The sequence below is a fragment of the Streptomyces lydicus genome (genome assembly GCF_004125265.1).
GTDB classification, from domain to species: Bacteria; Actinomycetota; Actinomycetes; order Streptomycetales; family Streptomycetaceae; genus Streptomyces; species Streptomyces lydicus_C.
This window is the reverse complement of the sequence record NZ_RDTE01000003.1, coordinates 6,036,479-6,053,467: the sequence shown is the minus strand read 5'-3', so window position 1 is coordinate 6,053,467 and position 16,989 is coordinate 6,036,479. Positions and strand designations below refer to the sequence as shown.

Genomic DNA, 16,989 nt, shown 5'->3' with positions numbered 1-16,989 from the left:
CCGGTTACGGCGTCTCAAGGAGCGGAACGGATGGCCAACTTCACCAAGTCCCGTGTGCCGCGCTTCTGTGCCGAGGTGTACCAGAACCCCTACCTGCCCGAGGGCGGGCGCGAGGTGCACGCCATCGTGACGGTCACCGCGACCGGGGGCGGCACGACCGGGGGCCGGCCGGTCCGCCCGGTGGGCACCGGCGGGCCGGACGCCGGAGTGGTGATCATGGTGGACTGCTCCGGGTCGATGGACCTTCCGCCGGAGAAGATGCGCGGCGCCCGGGAGGCGACGGCCGCCGCCATCGACACCGTGCGCGACGGTGCCGGCTTCGCGGTGGTGGCCGGAACACACCGGGCCGCCGAGATCTTCCCCGGTGACGGCCGGCTGGCCGTGGCGGGTGCGGCGACCCGTGCACGGGCGAAGGAAGCGCTGCGGAAACTGAGCGCGGGCGGCGGTACGGCCATCGGGACCTGGCTGCGACTGGCCGGCCGGCTGCTGTCGGGTGCCGGGGTGGGTGTCCGGCACGCCGTTCTGCTCACCGACGGCCGCAACGAACACGAGTCGCCGCAGGAGCTGCGCGCCGCCCTGGACGCCTGCGCCGGCTCGTTCACCTGCGACGCCCGCGGTGTCGGCACGGACTGGGAGGTCAAGGAGGTCACCGAGATCGCCTCGGCGCTGCTCGGCACCGCAGATATCGTCGCCGATCCGGCGCACCTCGCCGCCGACTTCACCCGGCTGATGGAGAAGGCGATGGGCAAGGAGATCGCCGATGTCGCCCTGCGGCTGTGGACCCCGCTGGGCGCCGAGACCGTCTTCGTCCGGCAAGTGGCGCCCGCCGTGGCGGACTTGACCGGCCGGCGCCGGGATTCCGGCCCGCGGTCGGGGGACTATCCGACCGGCTCCTGGGGCGACGAGTCCCGTGACTACCACCTCTGCCTGCGGGTCCCCGCAGCCGCCGTCGGCCAGGAAATGCTGGCCGGCCGCGTCTCGTTGATCATCTCCCCGCCGGACGGCCCCGCCCCGTCCGCCACCCCGCCGCGGCGCCTGGCACAGGGGCTGGTACGCGCCGTGTGGACGGACGATGTGACCGCTTCCACATCGATCAATCCGCAGGTCGCGCACTACACAGGACAGGCGGAACTGGCATATCTCATCCAGCGTGGACTGGATGCCCGCAAGTCGGGTGATACCGACGGCGCCACGGCGAAATTGGGCCGTGCGGTGCAGCTGGCAGGCGCCTCGGGGAACGAGGAGAGTGCGAAACTCCTTGCGAAGGTGGTGGACGTCGTCGATGCGGCGACCGGTACTGTGCGACTGAAGGCGAAGGTCGCCGAAGCGGACGAGATGACTCTCGAGACGCGCTCGACGAGAACCGTTCGCATGAAGAATTAGCCACGATCAGTACCGAGCAGTTCCACCGCAGCACATCGGTACGGAGGGGGAAGAACCGACATGCCGACCTGCCCGAGCGGCCACCAGTCGGTGGCCGAAGACTGGTGCGAGGTGTGCGGCCAGCGGATGGCGGGCGCTGTGCCCCCGCCGCCCTCCTTGCCTGCAGGTTTCCTGAACACGCCGCCCGGCCCGCCGCCCGGACAGCCCGGTCCGCCCCCCGGACAGCCCGGTCCCCCGCCCGGACAGGCCGGCCCGCCGCCCGGCGGCCCCGGCCCGGGCCCCGGCTTCGGTGGTCCCGGCGTTCCGGACGGCCAGGGCGGTCAGTCAGGCCAGGACGGCCAGGGCGGTTACGGCTTCCCGCCCCCCGCACCCGGCCCCGGCGGCTCCGGCACCCAGGGCGGCCAGGACGGCTACGGCTTCCCGCCGCCCCCCGGCCCCGCGGCTCCCGGTCCGGCCGCTCCCGGCCCCGGCATGCAGGGCGGTCAGGGGAACCCGGGCGGCCAGGGCGGCTACGGCTTCCCGCCCCCCGCACCGGGCCCTCAGGGCGGACCCCCTCAGTTCGGCCAGCCCGGCCAGCCCGAGACGTGCCCCCAGTGCGGTACCCCGCGTGAGGCGATGGCGCCGTTCTGTGAGGGCTGCCGCTACAACTTCCTCACCAACTCCCCGACGTCCTACGCGCCGCCCACCCAGCAGCCGGGCCCGCAGGGCGGCCAGGGCGGCTACGGCTTCCCGCCGCCCGCACCCGGGCCGCAGGGCGGCCAGGACGGCCAGGGCGGCTATGGCTTCCCTCCGCCGCAGCAGCCCCAGCCCCAGCCCCAGCCTCCGCACGGCATGCCCCACGGCGGCCCCGGTCAGCCCGGCCCCGGCGGCTTCCCCGGTCAGCCCGGCCCCGGCGGCTTCCCCGACCAGCCCGGCCCCGGCGCTCCCGGTCAGCCCGGCCCCGGCGGCTTCCCCGGCATGCCCGGTCCCGGTCCGGCCGGTCAGCCCGGCCCGCCCCCGCAGCAGCAGGGCGGCGACGACTGGACGCTGAATCCGCCGAACGCCCAGCCCGGCCCCCCGCCGATGGCACCCGCGCCGCCCGGACCGGGCCCGCAGGCCCCGTTCGAGCAGCCGTCGCCGTTCCCGCCGCAGCCGCAGCCCCCGTTCGAGCAGCAGCAGCCGCCGCAGGCTCCGTACGACCAGCAGCCCGGCCCGTACGAGCAGCCGCAGCAGTCCGCGCCGTTCGAGCAGCAGATGCCGCCGCAGCAGCAGCCCGGACCCGACCAGCAGTGGAACGGCGGCCCCGGTCAGGGGCCCGCCGCACCGCCGCAGGGTCCGCAGCCGGTCGTCGGCAACGGCTGGGTGGTGGCGATCGCGCCGGACCGCGAGTACTTCATGGCGATGATGGGCCGCAGCGGCCCGGAGGCGGCGGGGCTCAATCTGCCCTCGTACTCCCCCGAGCAGGTGCTCCCGCTCGCCAACGGCCAGATCGCGGTCGGCCGCCGCCGGAACAGCACCGGCGAGGCCCCGGACATCGATCTGGGCAGCGCGCCGGAGGACCCGGGCGTCTCGCACCAGCACGCGCTGCTGGTGCAGCAGCAGGACGGCAGCTGGGCGGTGGTGGACCAGAACTCCACCAACGGCACGACGATCAACCTCGCCGAGGACCCGATCCAGCCCTATGTGCCGGTGCCGCTCCATGAGGGCGACCGGGTGCACGTCGGTGCCTGGACGACGCTGACCGTCCGCCGCGGCTGACCCGCAGCGGACCACGGGTGATCCCGGGGCGTGATCAACCGATCACGCCCCGGACGCAGTTCCGCGGCATTCCGGCCACATTTCCTGCCGCCCTCCCGGTCGCCGCCGCGGCCGTGACCGGTCTCTCCGTCCTACGACCGAAGTCCTCGGCCGGGGCGTCTGCCACCATGGACGGGTGAACAAGATTCCACGCGGCACGCTCGAGGAGCAGACCTTCTACGAACAGGTCGGTGGCGAGGAGACCTTCCGGCGCCTGGTACACCGCTTCTACCAGGGAGTCGCCGAGGACCCGCTGCTGCGGCCGATGTACCCGGAGGAGGACCTGGGCCCCGCCGAGGAGCGGCTGGCGCTCTTCCTCATGCAGTACTGGGGCGGCCCCCGTACGTACAGCGACGGACGCGGACACCCGCGGCTGCGGATGCGGCACGCCCCCTTCACCGTCGACCGGGCCGCCCACGACGCCTGGCTGCGCCACATGCGGGACGCGGTGGACTCCCTCGACCTGTCCGAGGCCCACGCCACACAGCTGTGGAACTACCTGACGTACGCGGCCGCCTCGATGATCAACGCCGCGGACTGACACGGCCGTACACGCGCCGACGCGTACCGATACCCGTACGGGCGCCGACGCGGACTGATACCCGTACGGGCATCGGCGCGGACCGATACCCGTACGGGCGTCGGCGCGGACTGATACGGCCGTAAGCGCGCCGACGAGTCGGTCAGCGCCGGCGCGAGCCGGTCCGCACCGCCGCCTCGTCAGGCAGGCGTCACCGTGAGCCCAGAGAGCCCGGTCAGCCCTTCCGGGCCCCCGGCCCGTACGGCGACCGACCCGTACGGGGTGCTGAGCCGCAGCCAGCCGCCCGCGGTCAGCAGACTCAGCGGCTGGAGCTGGGGCTGCGGAGCGGCGCCGGGGTCGGCGGCTCCGGAAGACGTACCGCCCCCCACGAGCGCACCCGCCCGCACCGGCCGCAAGAAGCCCAGCGACTGCGCGGCATGGGCGGCACGCAGCGGAAGGTGGGTGTCGCCGAGGGTCCGCGACCAGATCTCCCGGCCGATACGGTCCCGTTCGCTGCGGGTACGGTGCTGCGGCGGCAGCGCCTCGTCACGGGCCCGGAATTCGGCGACCGCACCGGCCACCGCACGCACCAGCGCCTCGGGCGCGGGAAGTCCCGGCACCCGCTGCCAGCCGCCGCGCGGCGGCAGCAGCCCGGTCCAGGGCGGGCCGGTGACCGCGGCGGGCACGGTCACCACACCCGCCGACTCCTCGATGCCGTCGAGGAGTTCACCGGCCGAGACGGTGGCGTCCACAGCGGTGTTCCCGGCACCCGGCGTACCGCTCCCGGCGCCCGGAGTGCCCTCCCCGGCGTCCGGAGTGCTGTCCCCGGCCTCCCGGGATCCGTTCCCGGCGAGCCGGGCGGTGCGGATCGCCAGCACCTCGAAGGACGGCGGGCGGCCGAAGACGGCAAGCACCCCGCCGCCGGCCTGGAGGCGTACCGCGGCGGCCTTGTCGTAGTGGATCAGCCGGGCGAGGAAGGCGGCGAGATCCGCCGCCTCCCCCGCGTCGGCCAGGTGAAGCACCGTCATACCACAACGGTCCCCTTCGGTTGCGACGACTGGTGCGACGCGTCGTCCAGATACTCCTTGAGGATCGCCTTCTCCTCCGCGGTGAGGCGGCGCGGGCGCTCCTCGGTGAAGTTGTACGGGACGACGACGGTCGAGGCGCGCAGGTAGAGCGCGTCCTCGTCCTTGACCTCGTAGCCGACCGTCATCGACGCGGCGCTGATCTTCGTCACCCACAGTTCGACGGTCACCGGGGCGGGCCGGTGCACCAGCGGCCGCACGTAGTCGATCTCGTGCCGGGCGACGACCGAGCCGCCCGTGAACGACGGGCTGCCGTCCCCCGGCGCCAGCCGGCGCATGAAGTCGATCCGCGCCTCTTCGAGGTAGCGGACGAACACCGCGTTGTTGACATGGCCGAACGCGTCCATGTCCGACCAGCGCAGGGGGCAGGAGTAGAGGTGACGCACGGCGGTCAGCCCCGGGTCAGCTTCTTGTACGTGGCGCGGTGCGGACGGGCCGCGTCCGCACCGAGGCGCTCGATCTTGTTCTTCTCGTAGGACTCGAAGTTGCCCTCGAACCAGAACCACTTGGACTCGCCCTCGTACGCCAGGATGTGCGTGGCGACGCGGTCGAGGAACCAGCGGTCGTGGGAGACGACCACGGCGCAGCCCGGGAACTCCAGGAGCGCGTTCTCCAGCGAGGACAGGGTCTCGACGTCGAGGTCGTTGGTCGGCTCGTCGAGGAGCAGCAGGTTGCCGCCCTGCTTGAGGGTGAGCGCCAGGTTGAGGCGGTTGCGCTCACCACCGGAGAGCACCCCGGCCGGCTTCTGCTGGTCCGGGCCCTTGAAGCCGAACGCGGACACATAGGCGCGCGAGGGCATCTCGACCTGGCCGACGTTGATGTAGTCCAGCTCGTCGGAGACCACGGCCCACAGGGTCTTCTTGGGGTCGATGTTCTCGCGGCTCTGGTCGACGTAGGAGATCTTGACGGTCTCGCCGACCTTGATGTCGCCGGAGTCCGGGGTCTCCAGGCCCTGCAGCATCTTGAACAGCGTGGTCTTGCCGGCACCGTTCGGGCCGATGACGCCGACGATGCCGTTACGGGGCAGGGTGAAGCTCAGGTCGTCGATCAGGACCTTCTCGCCGAAGGCCTTGTTGAGCTTGTCGACCTCGACGACGACATTGCCCAGACGCGGGCCCGGCGGAATCTGGATCTCCTCGAAGTCCAGCTTCCGCATCTTGTCGGCCTCCGCGGCCATTTCCTCGTAACGGGCCAGTCGCGACTTGGACTTGGCCTGCCGCCCCTTGGCGTTGGAGCGGACCCACTCCAGCTCTTCCTTCATACGCTTGGCGCGCTTGGCGTCCTTCTGGCCCTCGACCTTGAGACGGGTCTGCTTGGTCTCCAGGTACTTGGAGTAGTTGCCCTCGTAGCCGTGCAGGCGGCCGCGGTCGACCTCGCAGATCCACTCGGCGACGTGGTCGAGGAAGTACCGGTCGTGGGTGACGGCGACGACGGTGCCGGGGTACTTGGCGAGGTGCTGCTCCAGCCACTGCACGGACTCGGCGTCCAGGTGGTTGGTGGGCTCGTCGAGGAGCAGCAGGTCGGGGGCCTCCAGCAGCAGCTTGCAGAGCGCGACGCGGCGCTTCTCACCACCGGAGAGGTTGGTGACCGGCCAGTCGCCGGGCGGGCAGCCCAGCGCGTCCATGGCCTGCTCCAGCTGGGTGTCCAGGTCCCACGCGCCTGCGTGGTCGAGGTCTTCCTGGAGCTTGCCCATCTCCTCCATCAGCGCGTCGGAGTAGTCGGTCGCCATCAGCTCGGCGACCTCGTTGAAGCGGTGCAGCTTGCCCATGATCTCGGCGGCGCCGTCCTGCACGTTCTGCAGCACCGTCTTGGACTCGTCCAGCGGCGGCTCCTGCAGGAGCATGCCGACGGTGTAGCCCGGGGAGAGGAACGCATCACCGTTCGACGGCTGCTCAAGACCGGCCATGATCTTCAGCACCGTGGACTTACCCGCGCCGTTGGGGCCCACGACACCGATCTTTGCGCCGGGCAGGAAGCTCTGCGTCACGTCATCGAGGATGACCTTGTCGCCGTGCGCCTTGCGCGCCTTGCGCATCGTGTAGATGTACTCAGCCAAGAGAAACCGTCCGGCAGATTTGGATGGATCAGGTCTGTGCGCCACCGCCCCAGGGCCGTCATACGCCGTGACCATGGGAAGGGCAGATACACCCATCTTGCCGTACGCCTGTGCTCTGGCGGAAACGAGTAGGTCAGAGCGCCCCTGCTCAGCGCCGACCCGCTACGACGCGGTACCCGCCCGGTTGCCCTCTGTCAGCGTTCTGTCGGCGTTGAGCGCTCTTCCGGACGCGGAAGGCCCCGGAGCGCCGTTGCGCTCCGGGGCCTTGTCACCCACCGACCGGCTGCCGCTCGCTCACCCTGGGGTCACCGAGCGGGCCGCCGGTGGTCACTGCTCGCCGGCTCTCACCGGAGCCGGTCGGGTACCACCGGACTCCGGGTCACCGGGTCACCGGGTCCCTGGTGTCACTGAGCCGGGGTGCCGGTCTTCTTCTTGCGGAGGAAGAACACCGCGCCGCCGCCGACCACGACGAGGACGACCGCGATGCCCGCGATCATCGGGGTGGCGTTGCTGGAACCGGTCTCGGCGAGGTCGCCGCCCTTGTCGCCGCCCGTGCTGCCGCCGACCGAGGCCGGGCTGGGCTGCGAGGAGGGCTTGCCGCCGCCGCTGCCGGCGGTCTTGCAGTCCAGGACACCGGAGAAGGACTTCTTGAAGCCGCCCTCACCCTTGATGGTGATGTTGTACGGCTGGTCCTCGCCCACCGGAACGGTCACGGTCTGCGACTTGCCCGGGGCGACCTCGTAGGTCTTGCCGGAGAGCTGGAAGCGGAACGCCTCATCGCCCTTGTTGGCCGCCGTGACGTCCACGCCGCCCTTGGCGCAGTCCTTCTCGGCGGTGATCGCCGGGATGGCGCCCTGCTTCTTCCAGGAGACCGTGGCGGCCGCGGAGACCGTGGACTCGCTGGAACCGGCCAGGATCTGGGTCTGGCTCTTGGCGTGCTCACCGATGCCGGTGAAGGCACGGCCGACCGGGACCTTGGTCGCGGCCTGCGCGGTCAGCGAGGTGCTGCCGTCGGCGGCACCCTTGGGCACGTCGAAGAACAGCTGGGTGCCGTCGGTCGCGCTGGTGACCGGCTTGCCGTCCTTGCCGACGACCTTCACACCGGCCGGCACACCGGCGGCCGGGGAGACCGTGACGCTGTCGGCGTTGGTGTGCACGGTGACCGGGCCGAGCTTGCTGCCGGACTTGCCGGAGACCGCCGGCGGGTCCAGGGTCAGCGACGCCTTGGGCTCGCCGACGTTCTGTGCGTTCTTCTCGAGGTAGTCGGCAAGCTTCTCGGCCGCCGGGTCGACCGCGTCCACCTTGACGTGGTCGGAGAAGCGCCAGATCGCGACCTGGGTGCCGGCCGCGGCGGTCTTCTCGGTGAGGTTGCCTGCGCCGGCCTTGGAGGCGAGCGTGGCCAGGTCGTTCACCTGCGGGTACGAGTTCTGCAGAATCCAGCGGATCTTGCCCGCGTCCCCGTTGTTGTGCAGCGACGAGGCACTCCAGGGCACTTCCTGGTACTTCGCCTGCTGCTGCGTCGGGTTGTGGATGTCGATGCAGTACGTCTGGAGCGTGCCGCCGTTGTCGACCGCCATCTCGAAGAGGCCCGCGCCTACGCGCTGGTCCCCTCCGTCGTTGTGCACGACCGCCTGGTCGAACGTCTTCAGACCGCCGAGCGTGGCGGTGGCACCCCCGTGCGTGGGGGTCGCGTCATCCGCCGCGGCAGTGCCCGCGGTGGCTATCGCACCCGCCGCGACCAGGCCCGAGGCCACGACCGCGGCGGCAAGGCGAGCTGCGCCCCGCCTCTTCATCGAAAGCATGAATTTCCCCTCTGGGCGAGGCGGTCGAGTGGGAGAGGATGCCTCGCCGGAAAGATCCCAAAGAACTCAACAGCCGAACACGTCAGCCCCCGTGAGTACTTGTCGGATCTTAAGGAGCAGGCGCATCAGGGTCCCCAGTAATGGCATCCCATAAGCGATCCGAATCGCAATCGTTACCGACAACGGGCACCCTGGCCTGCCATTATCGACAAATCACCAGAACTTTTCTGGACACAGCGACCTTCTCGGGCGTAAGGGTTGCGGTCGAGGCCGACGGAACGGCCTCTTCCGGTGGTTCGGACGGTGACGAAGTCGCCTGGGTAGCCCGTCTCTTGGCGGGTGACTGCCGCTTGGCAGGGGGCTGCCGCCCGGTGGGCGCCGGTCTCGTGGCGGGTTGCTTTGCGAGTGCGGATCTCGTGGCGGGTTGCTTTGCGGGTACAGGTCTCGTGGCGGGCTGCTTTGCGGGTGCAGGTCTCGTAGCGGGCTGCTTTGCGAGGGCAGGTCTCTGGGCAAGTGCCGGTCTCTGGGCGGGTCCCCTTGCGGCTGTCGGTCTTCCGGCGGGCGTCTGTGCCCGGGCCTGTGTCGGTGCTTCTCCGGCCGCCGGTGGCTCCCCGGCAGCTGGCACTTCCCCGGCCGCCGGCGGTCCCCCCTCTGCCGATTCCGCAGATTCCGCCGGTTCTGTCGGCTCCGTCGGTGCCCCGGCGGCGCCCGGCGGTGTCCGGTCAGCGGGCAACATCCTTTCCCCGGGCTCTTGTTGTCCGGGATCTTGTTGTCCGGGCGTCTCCTGCCGCGGCGGAGGCGAGAGGTGCGGTGAGGATGACGGAACCGGTCCGTGGTCGGCGTCCGTACGCGGCGGCCGGACGACTCTCCGGAAGGCGGCGGTGCCGCGCGCGAGATCGTGGCCGATCGCCACGGCGTCGACCTCCGCCGAGAACCAGCGCTGCCCGCCCCGTTCCGGCGGCTGCTCCCCTTCCCTCAGCCGCAAGCGCCCCTGGACGACGAGTGGTTCCCCCACCGCCACCGACGCCGCGACATTGTCGGCGAGCGCGCGCCACGACCGGACCGTGTAGAAACTCGTCTCCCCGTCGGTCCAGCGCTCCTGCGCCCTGTCCCAGCGACGGGATGTCGCCGCCAGCCGGAACCTCGCCACCGTCACACCCGCCGTCGTCTGCCGGTGCTCCACCGCTGTTGCGGCATTCCCCACCAGCGTCACCATCGTCTCGTTCACGAAACACGCCTCCCCCGCGTCATGCGCTCGCTCCCGTCATTGCCGCTCGCGCTGCGTTGACCTCATGCTGCACGGATTCGGCGGGCGCCGCGGCGGCCTGTGGACGGTCGACCGGCTGTGGACAACTCGGCCACCCGGGAGAGGGAATCCGCTGCCCCGGCCCACGGCCCCGCGCCCACCGTCACGTGCCCATGCCAACCGTCAGACGCCGCCGCCGAGCCCCGCCACCAGGAAACAGCCGCCGGGCACAGAGCTGTCAGCCGCAGCCGCAGCCGCAGCCGCAGCCGCAGCCGCAGCCGCAGCCGCAGCCGCAGCCGCAGCCGCAGCCGCAGCCAGGCAACGCAACGCCCCTCGCACAGTCACCCTCAGCCGCCCTCAGGCGCCCGACGCCACCGCGTACTGCTCCCGTACCTCGCGATAGCGCAACAGCTCGGCGGCGACCGGCTCCAGGACTCGCGCCCGGCCGCACCCGGCCGCCGCACTCCGCAGCCGCCGCTCGGCGTCCTGCCCGTAACGCCTGGCCGGGCCGCGTGCCACCACCCGGCACAGCCACGCCAGCGCGGGCCCGCCCGCCGAGCCGAGAAGCGCGGGCAGCAGGCCGGAGACCCAAGCCGTCGCCCCGCCCACCCCCGTGACCGCGCCCAGCAGCCACAGCACACCGACGACTTGGAGTACGGACAGCAGCCCCTGCAAGGAGGCGGCAACCTTCCACCATCGCGGTTTCACCCCCGGCCCGCCCCGCAGCGCCTCCTCGGCATCCGCCGCCACCTTGTCCAACGCCTCCGGCAGGCCGTACGCCCCCCGGTCCGCCGCCTCCCGAACCGCCTGGGCCCAGGGCGCCGGCAATCCATACGCCGCCTCGGCAGCCACCGTGCGGACGGCCTGCTCCACCACGGGCCGCGCCGCCGCCCGGCCGTCCACCGCCGGCTCCGCGCCCTCACCGACCGCGCCACCGGTCACCGGCAGACCACCGGACACCGGCAGGCCACCGGCCACCCCCTGCCGCCCGGCCAGACCCCACCGCATGCCGCTGCGCCACGGAACGGCCCGACCGCCACCGGCCCAACCGGCACCGGCACCGGCACCGGCCTGACCAACGCCGGCCCGCCCCGCATCGGTCCGCCCCGCATCGGTCCGGCCCGCCTCCGCCCGCCCGGCGCCCGTCAGCCCGGCGCCCGTCAGCCCTCCCCCGATACCCTCGGCGCCCTTTGTCCCGCCCCCGGAGCCCCGGAGCCGCCACCGGCTCCCCTGGCTCCCCCGCCACCCCCGCATCCGCGCCCACGGTGACCCGCACGCGCGCTCCGCGTACCGCAGCCAGTCCCGTTCCGCCGCGCGCCCCGTGGCCACCGCTCCGACCGCCTCCGCCAGCCGGTCGTCGAACTCCGCCCGGGCCTGCTCGGTCAGCCCGACCCGGCCCTGTGCCGCATATACGGACCGCAACCGCTCGGCGGCCGCATCCACATCCGCCGCCAGCCGCCGGTCCGCCGCTCCCCGCTCCGCGACGAACTGGCCCAGCGCCTCCCGCAGTTCACCCACCCCCCTGCCGGTAGCCGCGGACAGTGCGAGCACCGCCGCCCCGGGCTCCCCGTGTTCGCCGAGGGCCAGCCCGTCCTCGTCCAGCAGCCTGCGGAGATCGTCGACCACCTGGTCGGCGGCGTCCCCTGGCAGCCGGTCCACCTGGTTGAGGACGACGAACATGACCTCGGCGTAGCCCGCCAACGGCCGCAGATAGCGCTCGTGCAGCACCGCATCCGCGTACTTCTCCGGATCCACCACCCAGATCACCGCGTCCACCAGCTCCAGCATCCGGTCCACCTGAGCGCGGTGCTCGGTGGCCGAGGAGTCGTGGTCGGGCAGGTCGATCAGGATGAGTCCGTGCAGCTCGGAGCTGCCGTCCGCCGGGGCGTGCCGCCGGTGCGCGGGCACGCCCAGCCGGTGCAGCAGCCCCTCCGCGCCCGACCGGCTGCCCGGCCAGACACAGGCCACCGGCTCCGCGGTCGTCGGCCGCCGCGGCCCGACCTGCGAACGGTTCGCCCCGGCCAGCGCATTGAACAGCGACGACTTACCACTGCCGGTCGCCCCCGCGATGGCGACGACGGTGTGCTCACCGGACAGCCGGTAGCGCTCGTCCGCCGTCTCCAGCACCCGCCCCGCGCCCTCCAGCGCCCGCCCGTCCAGCCGGGACCGGGACAGCGCGATCAACTCCCGCAAGGCGTCCAGCCGCCCGCGCAGCCCACCCCCGACGGCCCGTCGCCCACCGCCCGCCACCCACCGGTACGCACCCGCGCCCTCACCCTCCGCACCCGCCGGCGAACGCGGCTGCACCATCGCACCACCACGGTCGTCACCACGGCGGTCCCCCCGGGCCTCGGCACGGTACGCGGTCCGTGACGCAGCAGGCGACGCGCCATACGCCCCCGCACCTGACGCAACATGGCTCTCACCCGACAACGGCACACCTGCCCCCACACCTGCCCCCACAGGCGTCTCCACCCGCTCCTCGCTCCCCATCTGCCGCCCCAGCGGCCGGGGCACCCCCACACCCCGCGCCCGCCGGGCAATCAACCCGTCATCCCACGCCCCACCCACCACCGCAGCCGGCGCCCGCACCATCGGCTCATCCCCCGCGGACGCTTCCCGGTCCCGGTCCCGGCCCCCGTCGCAGTCCCACCCAGGCCCCACAGCCTCCACAAGCGCGCCGCCCTCCTCAGCCCCTTTGGGCCCTTCAGCCCCCTCGGCTCCTTCGTCTCCTCCAGGTCCTTCAGTCCCCAGCTCCCCCGACATCACCCACTCCCCCGAAGCCACACCTTGCCCCGCGCTCTCCTCGGTCTCCCCCGCCCCCACCTCCTGCCTCTTCCCCTGCCTCTCACCGGAACCGACCGCCGCCTCGGAATCCCTCACCCCGACACCTCCTCCTTCTCCTTCTCCATCTCCCGCTCCATCCCCTTCTCCCTCGCCCTCTCCCGCTCGCCCTCGTCCTCGTCCCGCACCGACGCCCGCTTCCGCCTCTCCGACTCCTCCTGCCGCTCCCTCTGCACCCTGGACAGCGCGGCGATCAGCTCCGCCTGCTGGTCCAGCGGCACGGTCAGCTGGTCCAGCGGTGCCAGCCGCCGCTCGCGCTCGCCGTCCAGGGCACGCTCGACGTACGTGGCCAGGAGCCGGGCACCGCGGTCGCAGAGCCGCAGCGCGGTCTGGGCCCCCAAGAGGTCGGCAAGGTTCTCGCCCGCCGTACGGGCCCGCCGGCCGCCGAGCAGGGCGGTGGCCAACAGCGCCGCCGATTCCTCCGGTTCCACCGACCCCGCCCGGTCACCGGCCTGCCCGCCACGCGCCTCACGGGTCTCCTCCTCGGCCAGCTCCTCCAGACAGCGCCGCCAGCGCCGCACGATCACGCCGAGCCGTCCGCCCGCGCCCGTCGCGCCCGCGGCGGCCGACATCGAGACCTCGGTGGCCGCGGGATCCTGCCGCCAGGCACTCGCGGCCCGCTCGTCGGCCTCCTCCACGGCACAGGTCAGCAACGAGGTCAGCCCGTCGGTCAACGCGTCGAGCAGTTCGTCCGACCGGCCGCCCGGCCCGTGGTCACGCCAGTGGGCCCGGGCGTCCCCGGACAGCACCTCACCGGCCGCGACCTCCCGCCGTACCCGCTCCGCGGCCCGCTCGTACGCCTCCTCGACCCGGCCGGCCAGCCGCAGCGCCGCGGCGTGCTGAGCGGCGGCCGCCCCGGCCAGCGCGGGCAGCCGGCTGCGCAGCGACGCGATCACCCCGGCGGCCGTACGGTCCGCCGCGGCGGTGCGGGCCACCGGATCCTGGGCATGCCGCTCCAGCCAGCCCCGCAGCGCCGCCACGGCCGTGGCGGGCAGCAGACCGCTCCCGCCGCCGGCCGACTCGGGCAGCTCGGGAATGGTGAACCGCGGGACATGGCCGAGACCGGCGCGCTGGAGAAGTTCCGCGTACCGCCCGGAGATGTCCGTGGCGATCTGATGCGGCACCCGGTCCAGCACGGTCACCAGCGTGACGTCGTACTCCTTGGCCGTACGCAGCAGATGCCAGGGCACCGCATCCGCGTACCGGGCGGCCGTGGTGACCAGCACCCACACATCCGCCGCGCAGATCAGCTCCGCGGCCAGCTCCCGGTTGCGCGCGACCAGCGAATCGATGTCCGGGGCGTCCAGCAACGCCAGCCCACTGGGCAGGGCCCGGTCCGTCTCGATCCGCACCGTGAGCAGCCCCGCCTCACCCCCACCCCCCGTCGCACCCGTGCCCGCTCCCCCACCCGGCCCTGCACCCCTGCCACTCCCCACACCCTCAAACGCCCCAGCGCCGTACCCCCCGCCCCCGCCGACTCCGCCCGCACCGTGCACCCCGTAGTCGCCCCGCCCCAGGACATCACCACCCGCCGCGTACTCGTCCTCGCCGCCGTCGTCCTGCTCAGGAACCCACACCCGGGCGAGTTGCGGCAGGACACGCGGCCCGGCGAACCAATGGAGATCATCGGGATGACAGACCAGCACCGGCGTACGCGTCGTCGGCCGCAGCACCCCCGCCTCCGAGACCCGCCGTCCCACCAGCGAATTCACCAGCGTGGACTTGCCCGCCCCGGTCGATCCGCCGATCACCGCGAGCAGCGGGGCCTGAGGAGAGCGCAGGCGGGGAATCACATAGTCGTCGAGCTGGGCCAGCAGCTCGGCCCGGTTGCGCCGGGCCCGGGCGGCACCCCGCAGTGGCAGTGGAAAGCGTGCGGCGTCGACGCGGTTACGCAGAACGGACAGTGCGTCGATCAGCCGGGGTCGTACGTCCAAGGTCGCCACATGTGCAGAATGCCCAATTTCGTTGGGTTTTTGAAGCGTATAACCCCTTGTGCGCGCCGCAAGAATCGCCACAGAACGGGATGAGTGACCCATGGGACGTTCGCGACAAGCGAGGCACAGGCATAACGAGTGCACAACACCCGCCGCACGGGACGCCAAAAGCGATGCAGGATTCGTACCTGCCTGCGATTATCGGGACCGCTTCACCGAACCTCCACAACGTGCCACGCAGGTGAAGCAACCGGGACGAGGCACCCGGACCTCTATCCTTGTCCGCGGTCCGTGATCCACGCCCACACCCGGCCCCCGTAGCTCAGTGGATAGAGCAGGTGCCTTCTAAGCACTTGGCCGCAGGTTCGAGTCCTGCCGGGGGCGCAAACGCCGGTTGACCAGCGCTAACGCTGATCAACCGGCTTTTTGGCTTTAAGCACATCGCTCATTGACCAAGCGCCTTGACTGCCCACGATCGTGGGCAGCATGGTTCTGCCATGACAGACGCGCGGTACAACCTCGCCCCTATGGCCGCCTCATGGGTCCGCTCCTTGCGGTCCCGGAACCTCTCTGAGAACACGATCCGCATCTACGCCAACGCCGCGGCGAAGTTCGGCGAGTTCCTGCTCGATGAAGAGAGCGGCTACCGGCCGCCCGTCGACGACGACGGGACCGAAGGCCGGCCGGCACCGGCCGACCTCGACAAGATTCACCGCGAGCACGTCGAGGCGTACATCACAGCCACGCTCAAGCGGACGTCGGCGAGCAACGCACATCAGCACTTCCGCAGCCTCAAGACAATGTTCAACTGGATGGTGGACGAGGAAGAGCTCGACCGGTCCCCCATGCGGACGATGAAGCCCCCGACACTGCCCGAGGCCGAGGTGCCCGTCATCAGCGACGACGCCTTGACGAAGCTCTTCAAGACGTGCAAGGGCAAGACGTACGCGGATCGGCGCGACACGGCGCTGCTGATGCTCTTCCTCGACACGGGCGTGCGGCTATCAGAAGCAACGAACCGGCGCGTGTCCGATCTCGACCTCGACCTGATGGTGTTGCAGGTGCTCGGCAAGAACAACAAGGTGCGCAGTGTCCCGTTCGGCCGGGCGACCGCGACCGCCCTCGACCGCTACCTGCGGGCGGCCGCGAAGCACAAGGGGAAGCCGCTGGAGGATGAAATGTGGCTCTGGTGGGGCGACCGCAACAAGGGACAAAGAATCACCATTTGGGGCGTGGGCACAATGCTCAAGCGGCGGTGCGCACAAGCCGGGATCGAGCCGCTTCACCCGCATCAATTCCGGCACACCTTCGCACATCAGTGGAAAGTCGGCGGCGGGAATGAAGACGACCTCATGCGCATCACAGGATGGAAATCCCGACAAATGCTCTCGCGGTACGCAGCGTCGGCCGGCGCCGAGCGGGCGCGGATGGCCCATAAAAGGTTGAGCCCCGGCGACCGGCTCTCTTGAGCCGGTACCAGGACGTCACGGGCGGCGGGCGCGTGGGGGGTTAGGTGCTCAGCCGCTGAACTTCGAGGTTCCCGACGAGCCGTGGCACGTGCACGCAGAGCAGCGCGAGCGCTGCGGCTTCGTCGATCTGCTGTGGGTCATGTGCGAGCCGGACATGTGTACCGCAATCCCGGTACAGCATCGGTATCCCCTCGTCGAGGTCCACCGACTCGACACGGACATGCGCCACCTGACCCCCTAACCCGCTCGGCACCCGGACATACCGGATCGCACAGGCGTTCGGAACGCGCGAGGTCAGGCCACTGTACGGGTTCTGTCCCCGTGTGCGCAGGGGTAACACCTGTAGCAGTGCGTCATCTTCGATCGTGACTCTTCAGTGATAAAAGGATCTTGACGGTTACCCGTCGGTAGAGACCGCCGCCTCAGCTTCCCAACGATCGGCGACGGCGCGAGCTTTCTCGGCCGAGCCGGCGACCGGGCCGATAGTGCGCAGCAGCGTTGCCGGGGCGTCGCCGGTGAGCTCTTCGGTGGTATACCCGATCGTCTGGAGGTGCGCAGCCGCGCCGATGACCTCGCGCGGCAGCTCAAGGCCAGCCGCGAGCGCCGAAACGAGCTTCGGCGTGATGGTGTAGTTCTGCCCGCCGACGATCTTCGCAACGAGGCTCTTACCGGGCGCCCAACCGGTTTCGGGGTCCACAGCGACCGCAGCGAACTCTCGCGTACTCCAACGCTTCCCGGTGCCGACGTGCTGCTTCACGAGTTCGGTGAGTGCGTCGCGCTGCTCGGGCATAACCTCCGCCTCTCCGAACACATAGGTCCACACCCCGCTCAGGGGATGACGCGTAAAGATGCTGGTCGGGGAACGCAACAATGG

General features: G+C 71.5%; 13 protein-coding genes and 1 tRNA gene. 5 read left to right on the top strand and 9 right to left on the bottom strand.

Translation table 11 applies throughout. From position 1 onward, the window contains the following. The first annotated feature begins 30 nt into the window (after positions 1 to 30). The 3 genes from D9V36_RS29205 (at position 31) to D9V36_RS29195 (ending at position 3,700) form a co-directional block, all read left to right on the top strand. Positions 31 to 1,383, top strand: a complete 1,353-nt coding sequence (locus D9V36_RS29205; protein WP_129296377.1) for a vWA domain-containing protein — start codon at positions 31 to 33, stop codon at positions 1,381 to 1,383. Between the two features lie 60 nt (positions 1,384 to 1,443). Next, positions 1,444 to 3,120, top strand: a complete 1,677-nt coding sequence (locus D9V36_RS29200; protein ID WP_129296376.1) for an FHA domain-containing protein — start codon at positions 1,444 to 1,446, stop codon at positions 3,118 to 3,120. Between the two features lie 175 nt (positions 3,121 to 3,295). Beyond that, a complete protein-coding gene (locus D9V36_RS29195) occupies positions 3,296 to 3,700 on the top strand; it encodes a globin (RefSeq protein WP_030082224.1) in 405 nt (134 codons plus the stop codon). A 179-nt stretch (positions 3,701 to 3,879) separates the two neighbouring features. On the opposite strand, the gene D9V36_RS29190 is transcribed toward D9V36_RS29195, so the two are convergent. The 7 genes from D9V36_RS29190 to D9V36_RS29160 all read right to left on the bottom strand — a co-directional run bounded on the left by D9V36_RS29190 (position 3,880) and on the right by D9V36_RS29160 (position 14,655). After that, positions 3,880 to 4,707: a hypothetical protein gene (locus tag D9V36_RS29190; protein WP_129296375.1), complete on the bottom strand. Its 828-nt coding sequence runs from the start codon at positions 4,705 to 4,707 to the stop codon at positions 3,880 to 3,882. Continuing rightward, positions 4,704 to 5,150, bottom strand: a complete 447-nt coding sequence (locus D9V36_RS29185; protein ID WP_129296374.1) for a thioesterase family protein — start codon at positions 5,148 to 5,150, stop codon at positions 4,704 to 4,706. Before D9V36_RS29185 ends, D9V36_RS29190 begins: the two co-directional genes overlap by 4 nt. Positions 5,151 to 5,155: 5 nt before the next feature. Further along, entirely contained in the window at positions 5,156 to 6,820 is a 1,665-nt protein-coding gene (gene ettA / locus D9V36_RS29180; RefSeq protein ID WP_129296373.1) for an energy-dependent translational throttle protein EttA, read from the bottom strand. A 404-nt stretch (positions 6,821 to 7,224) separates the two neighbouring features. Next, positions 7,225 to 8,622: an LAETG motif-containing sortase-dependent surface protein gene (locus tag D9V36_RS29175; RefSeq protein ID WP_129296372.1), complete on the bottom strand. Its 1,398-nt coding sequence runs from the start codon at positions 8,620 to 8,622 to the stop codon at positions 7,225 to 7,227. 202 nt (positions 8,623 to 8,824) lie between these two features. Continuing rightward, positions 8,825 to 9,838: a single-stranded DNA-binding protein gene (locus D9V36_RS43130; RefSeq protein WP_431357764.1), complete on the bottom strand. Its 1,014-nt coding sequence runs from the start codon at positions 9,836 to 9,838 to the stop codon at positions 8,825 to 8,827. Between the two features lie 387 nt (positions 9,839 to 10,225). After that, entirely contained in the window at positions 10,226 to 12,178 is a 1,953-nt protein-coding gene (locus D9V36_RS29165) for a YfjP family GTPase (RefSeq protein WP_129296371.1), read from the bottom strand. Between the two features lie 569 nt (positions 12,179 to 12,747). Continuing rightward, positions 12,748 to 14,655, bottom strand: a complete 1,908-nt coding sequence (locus tag D9V36_RS29160) for a GTPase domain-containing protein (RefSeq protein ID WP_164993050.1) — start codon at positions 14,653 to 14,655, stop codon at positions 12,748 to 12,750. A gap of 302 nt (positions 14,656 to 14,957) precedes the next feature. Between D9V36_RS29160 and D9V36_RS29155 the strand changes: the two genes are divergently transcribed. Next, positions 14,958 to 15,030, top strand: a tRNA-Arg gene (locus tag D9V36_RS29155). A 143-nt stretch (positions 15,031 to 15,173) separates the two neighbouring features. Then, complete coding sequence (locus D9V36_RS29150) at positions 15,174 to 16,115, top strand: tyrosine-type recombinase/integrase (RefSeq protein WP_241721097.1); 942 nt, start codon at positions 15,174 to 15,176, stop codon at positions 16,113 to 16,115. 40 nt (positions 16,116 to 16,155) lie between these two features. Here the strand turns inward: D9V36_RS29150 and D9V36_RS29145 are convergent, their stop codons facing one another. Together D9V36_RS29145 and D9V36_RS29140 are read right to left on the bottom strand one after the other, a co-directional pair. Then, complete coding sequence (locus D9V36_RS29145; RefSeq protein WP_129296369.1) at positions 16,156 to 16,344, bottom strand: hypothetical protein; 189 nt, start codon at positions 16,342 to 16,344, stop codon at positions 16,156 to 16,158. 168 nt (positions 16,345 to 16,512) lie between these two features. Further along, a complete protein-coding gene (locus D9V36_RS29140; RefSeq protein WP_241721096.1) occupies positions 16,513 to 16,905 on the bottom strand; it encodes a hypothetical protein in 393 nt (130 codons plus the stop codon). Between the last annotated feature and the right edge of the window lie 84 nt (positions 16,906 to 16,989).

Excerpts from the sequence above, each read along its gene's own strand:
- D9V36_RS29200 (WP_129296376.1), top strand. The coding sequence starts at position 1,444 with ATGCCGACCTGCCCGAGCGGCCACCAGTCGGTGGCCGAAGACTGGTGC.
- D9V36_RS29205 (WP_129296377.1), top strand. The coding sequence starts at position 31 with ATGGCCAACTTCACCAAGTCCCGTGTGCCGCGCTTCTGTGCCGAGGTG.
- D9V36_RS29165 (WP_129296371.1), bottom strand. The coding sequence starts at position 12,178 with ATGGTGCAGCCGCGTTCGCCGGCGGGTGCGGAGGGTGAGGGCGCGGGT.
- D9V36_RS29175 (WP_129296372.1), bottom strand. The coding sequence starts at position 8,622 with ATGCTTTCGATGAAGAGGCGGGGCGCAGCTCGCCTTGCCGCCGCGGTC.
- D9V36_RS29150 (WP_241721097.1), top strand. The coding sequence starts at position 15,174 with ATGGCCGCCTCATGGGTCCGCTCCTTGCGGTCCCGGAACCTCTCTGAG.
- D9V36_RS43130 (WP_431357764.1), bottom strand. The coding sequence starts at position 9,838 with ATGGTGACGCTGGTGGGGAATGCCGCAACAGCGGTGGAGCACCGGCAG.
- D9V36_RS29190 (WP_129296375.1), bottom strand. The coding sequence starts at position 4,707 with ATGACGGTGCTTCACCTGGCCGACGCGGGGGAGGCGGCGGATCTCGCC.
- D9V36_RS29140 (WP_241721096.1), bottom strand. The coding sequence starts at position 16,905 with ATGCCCGAGCAGCGCGACGCACTCACCGAACTCGTGAAGCAGCACGTC.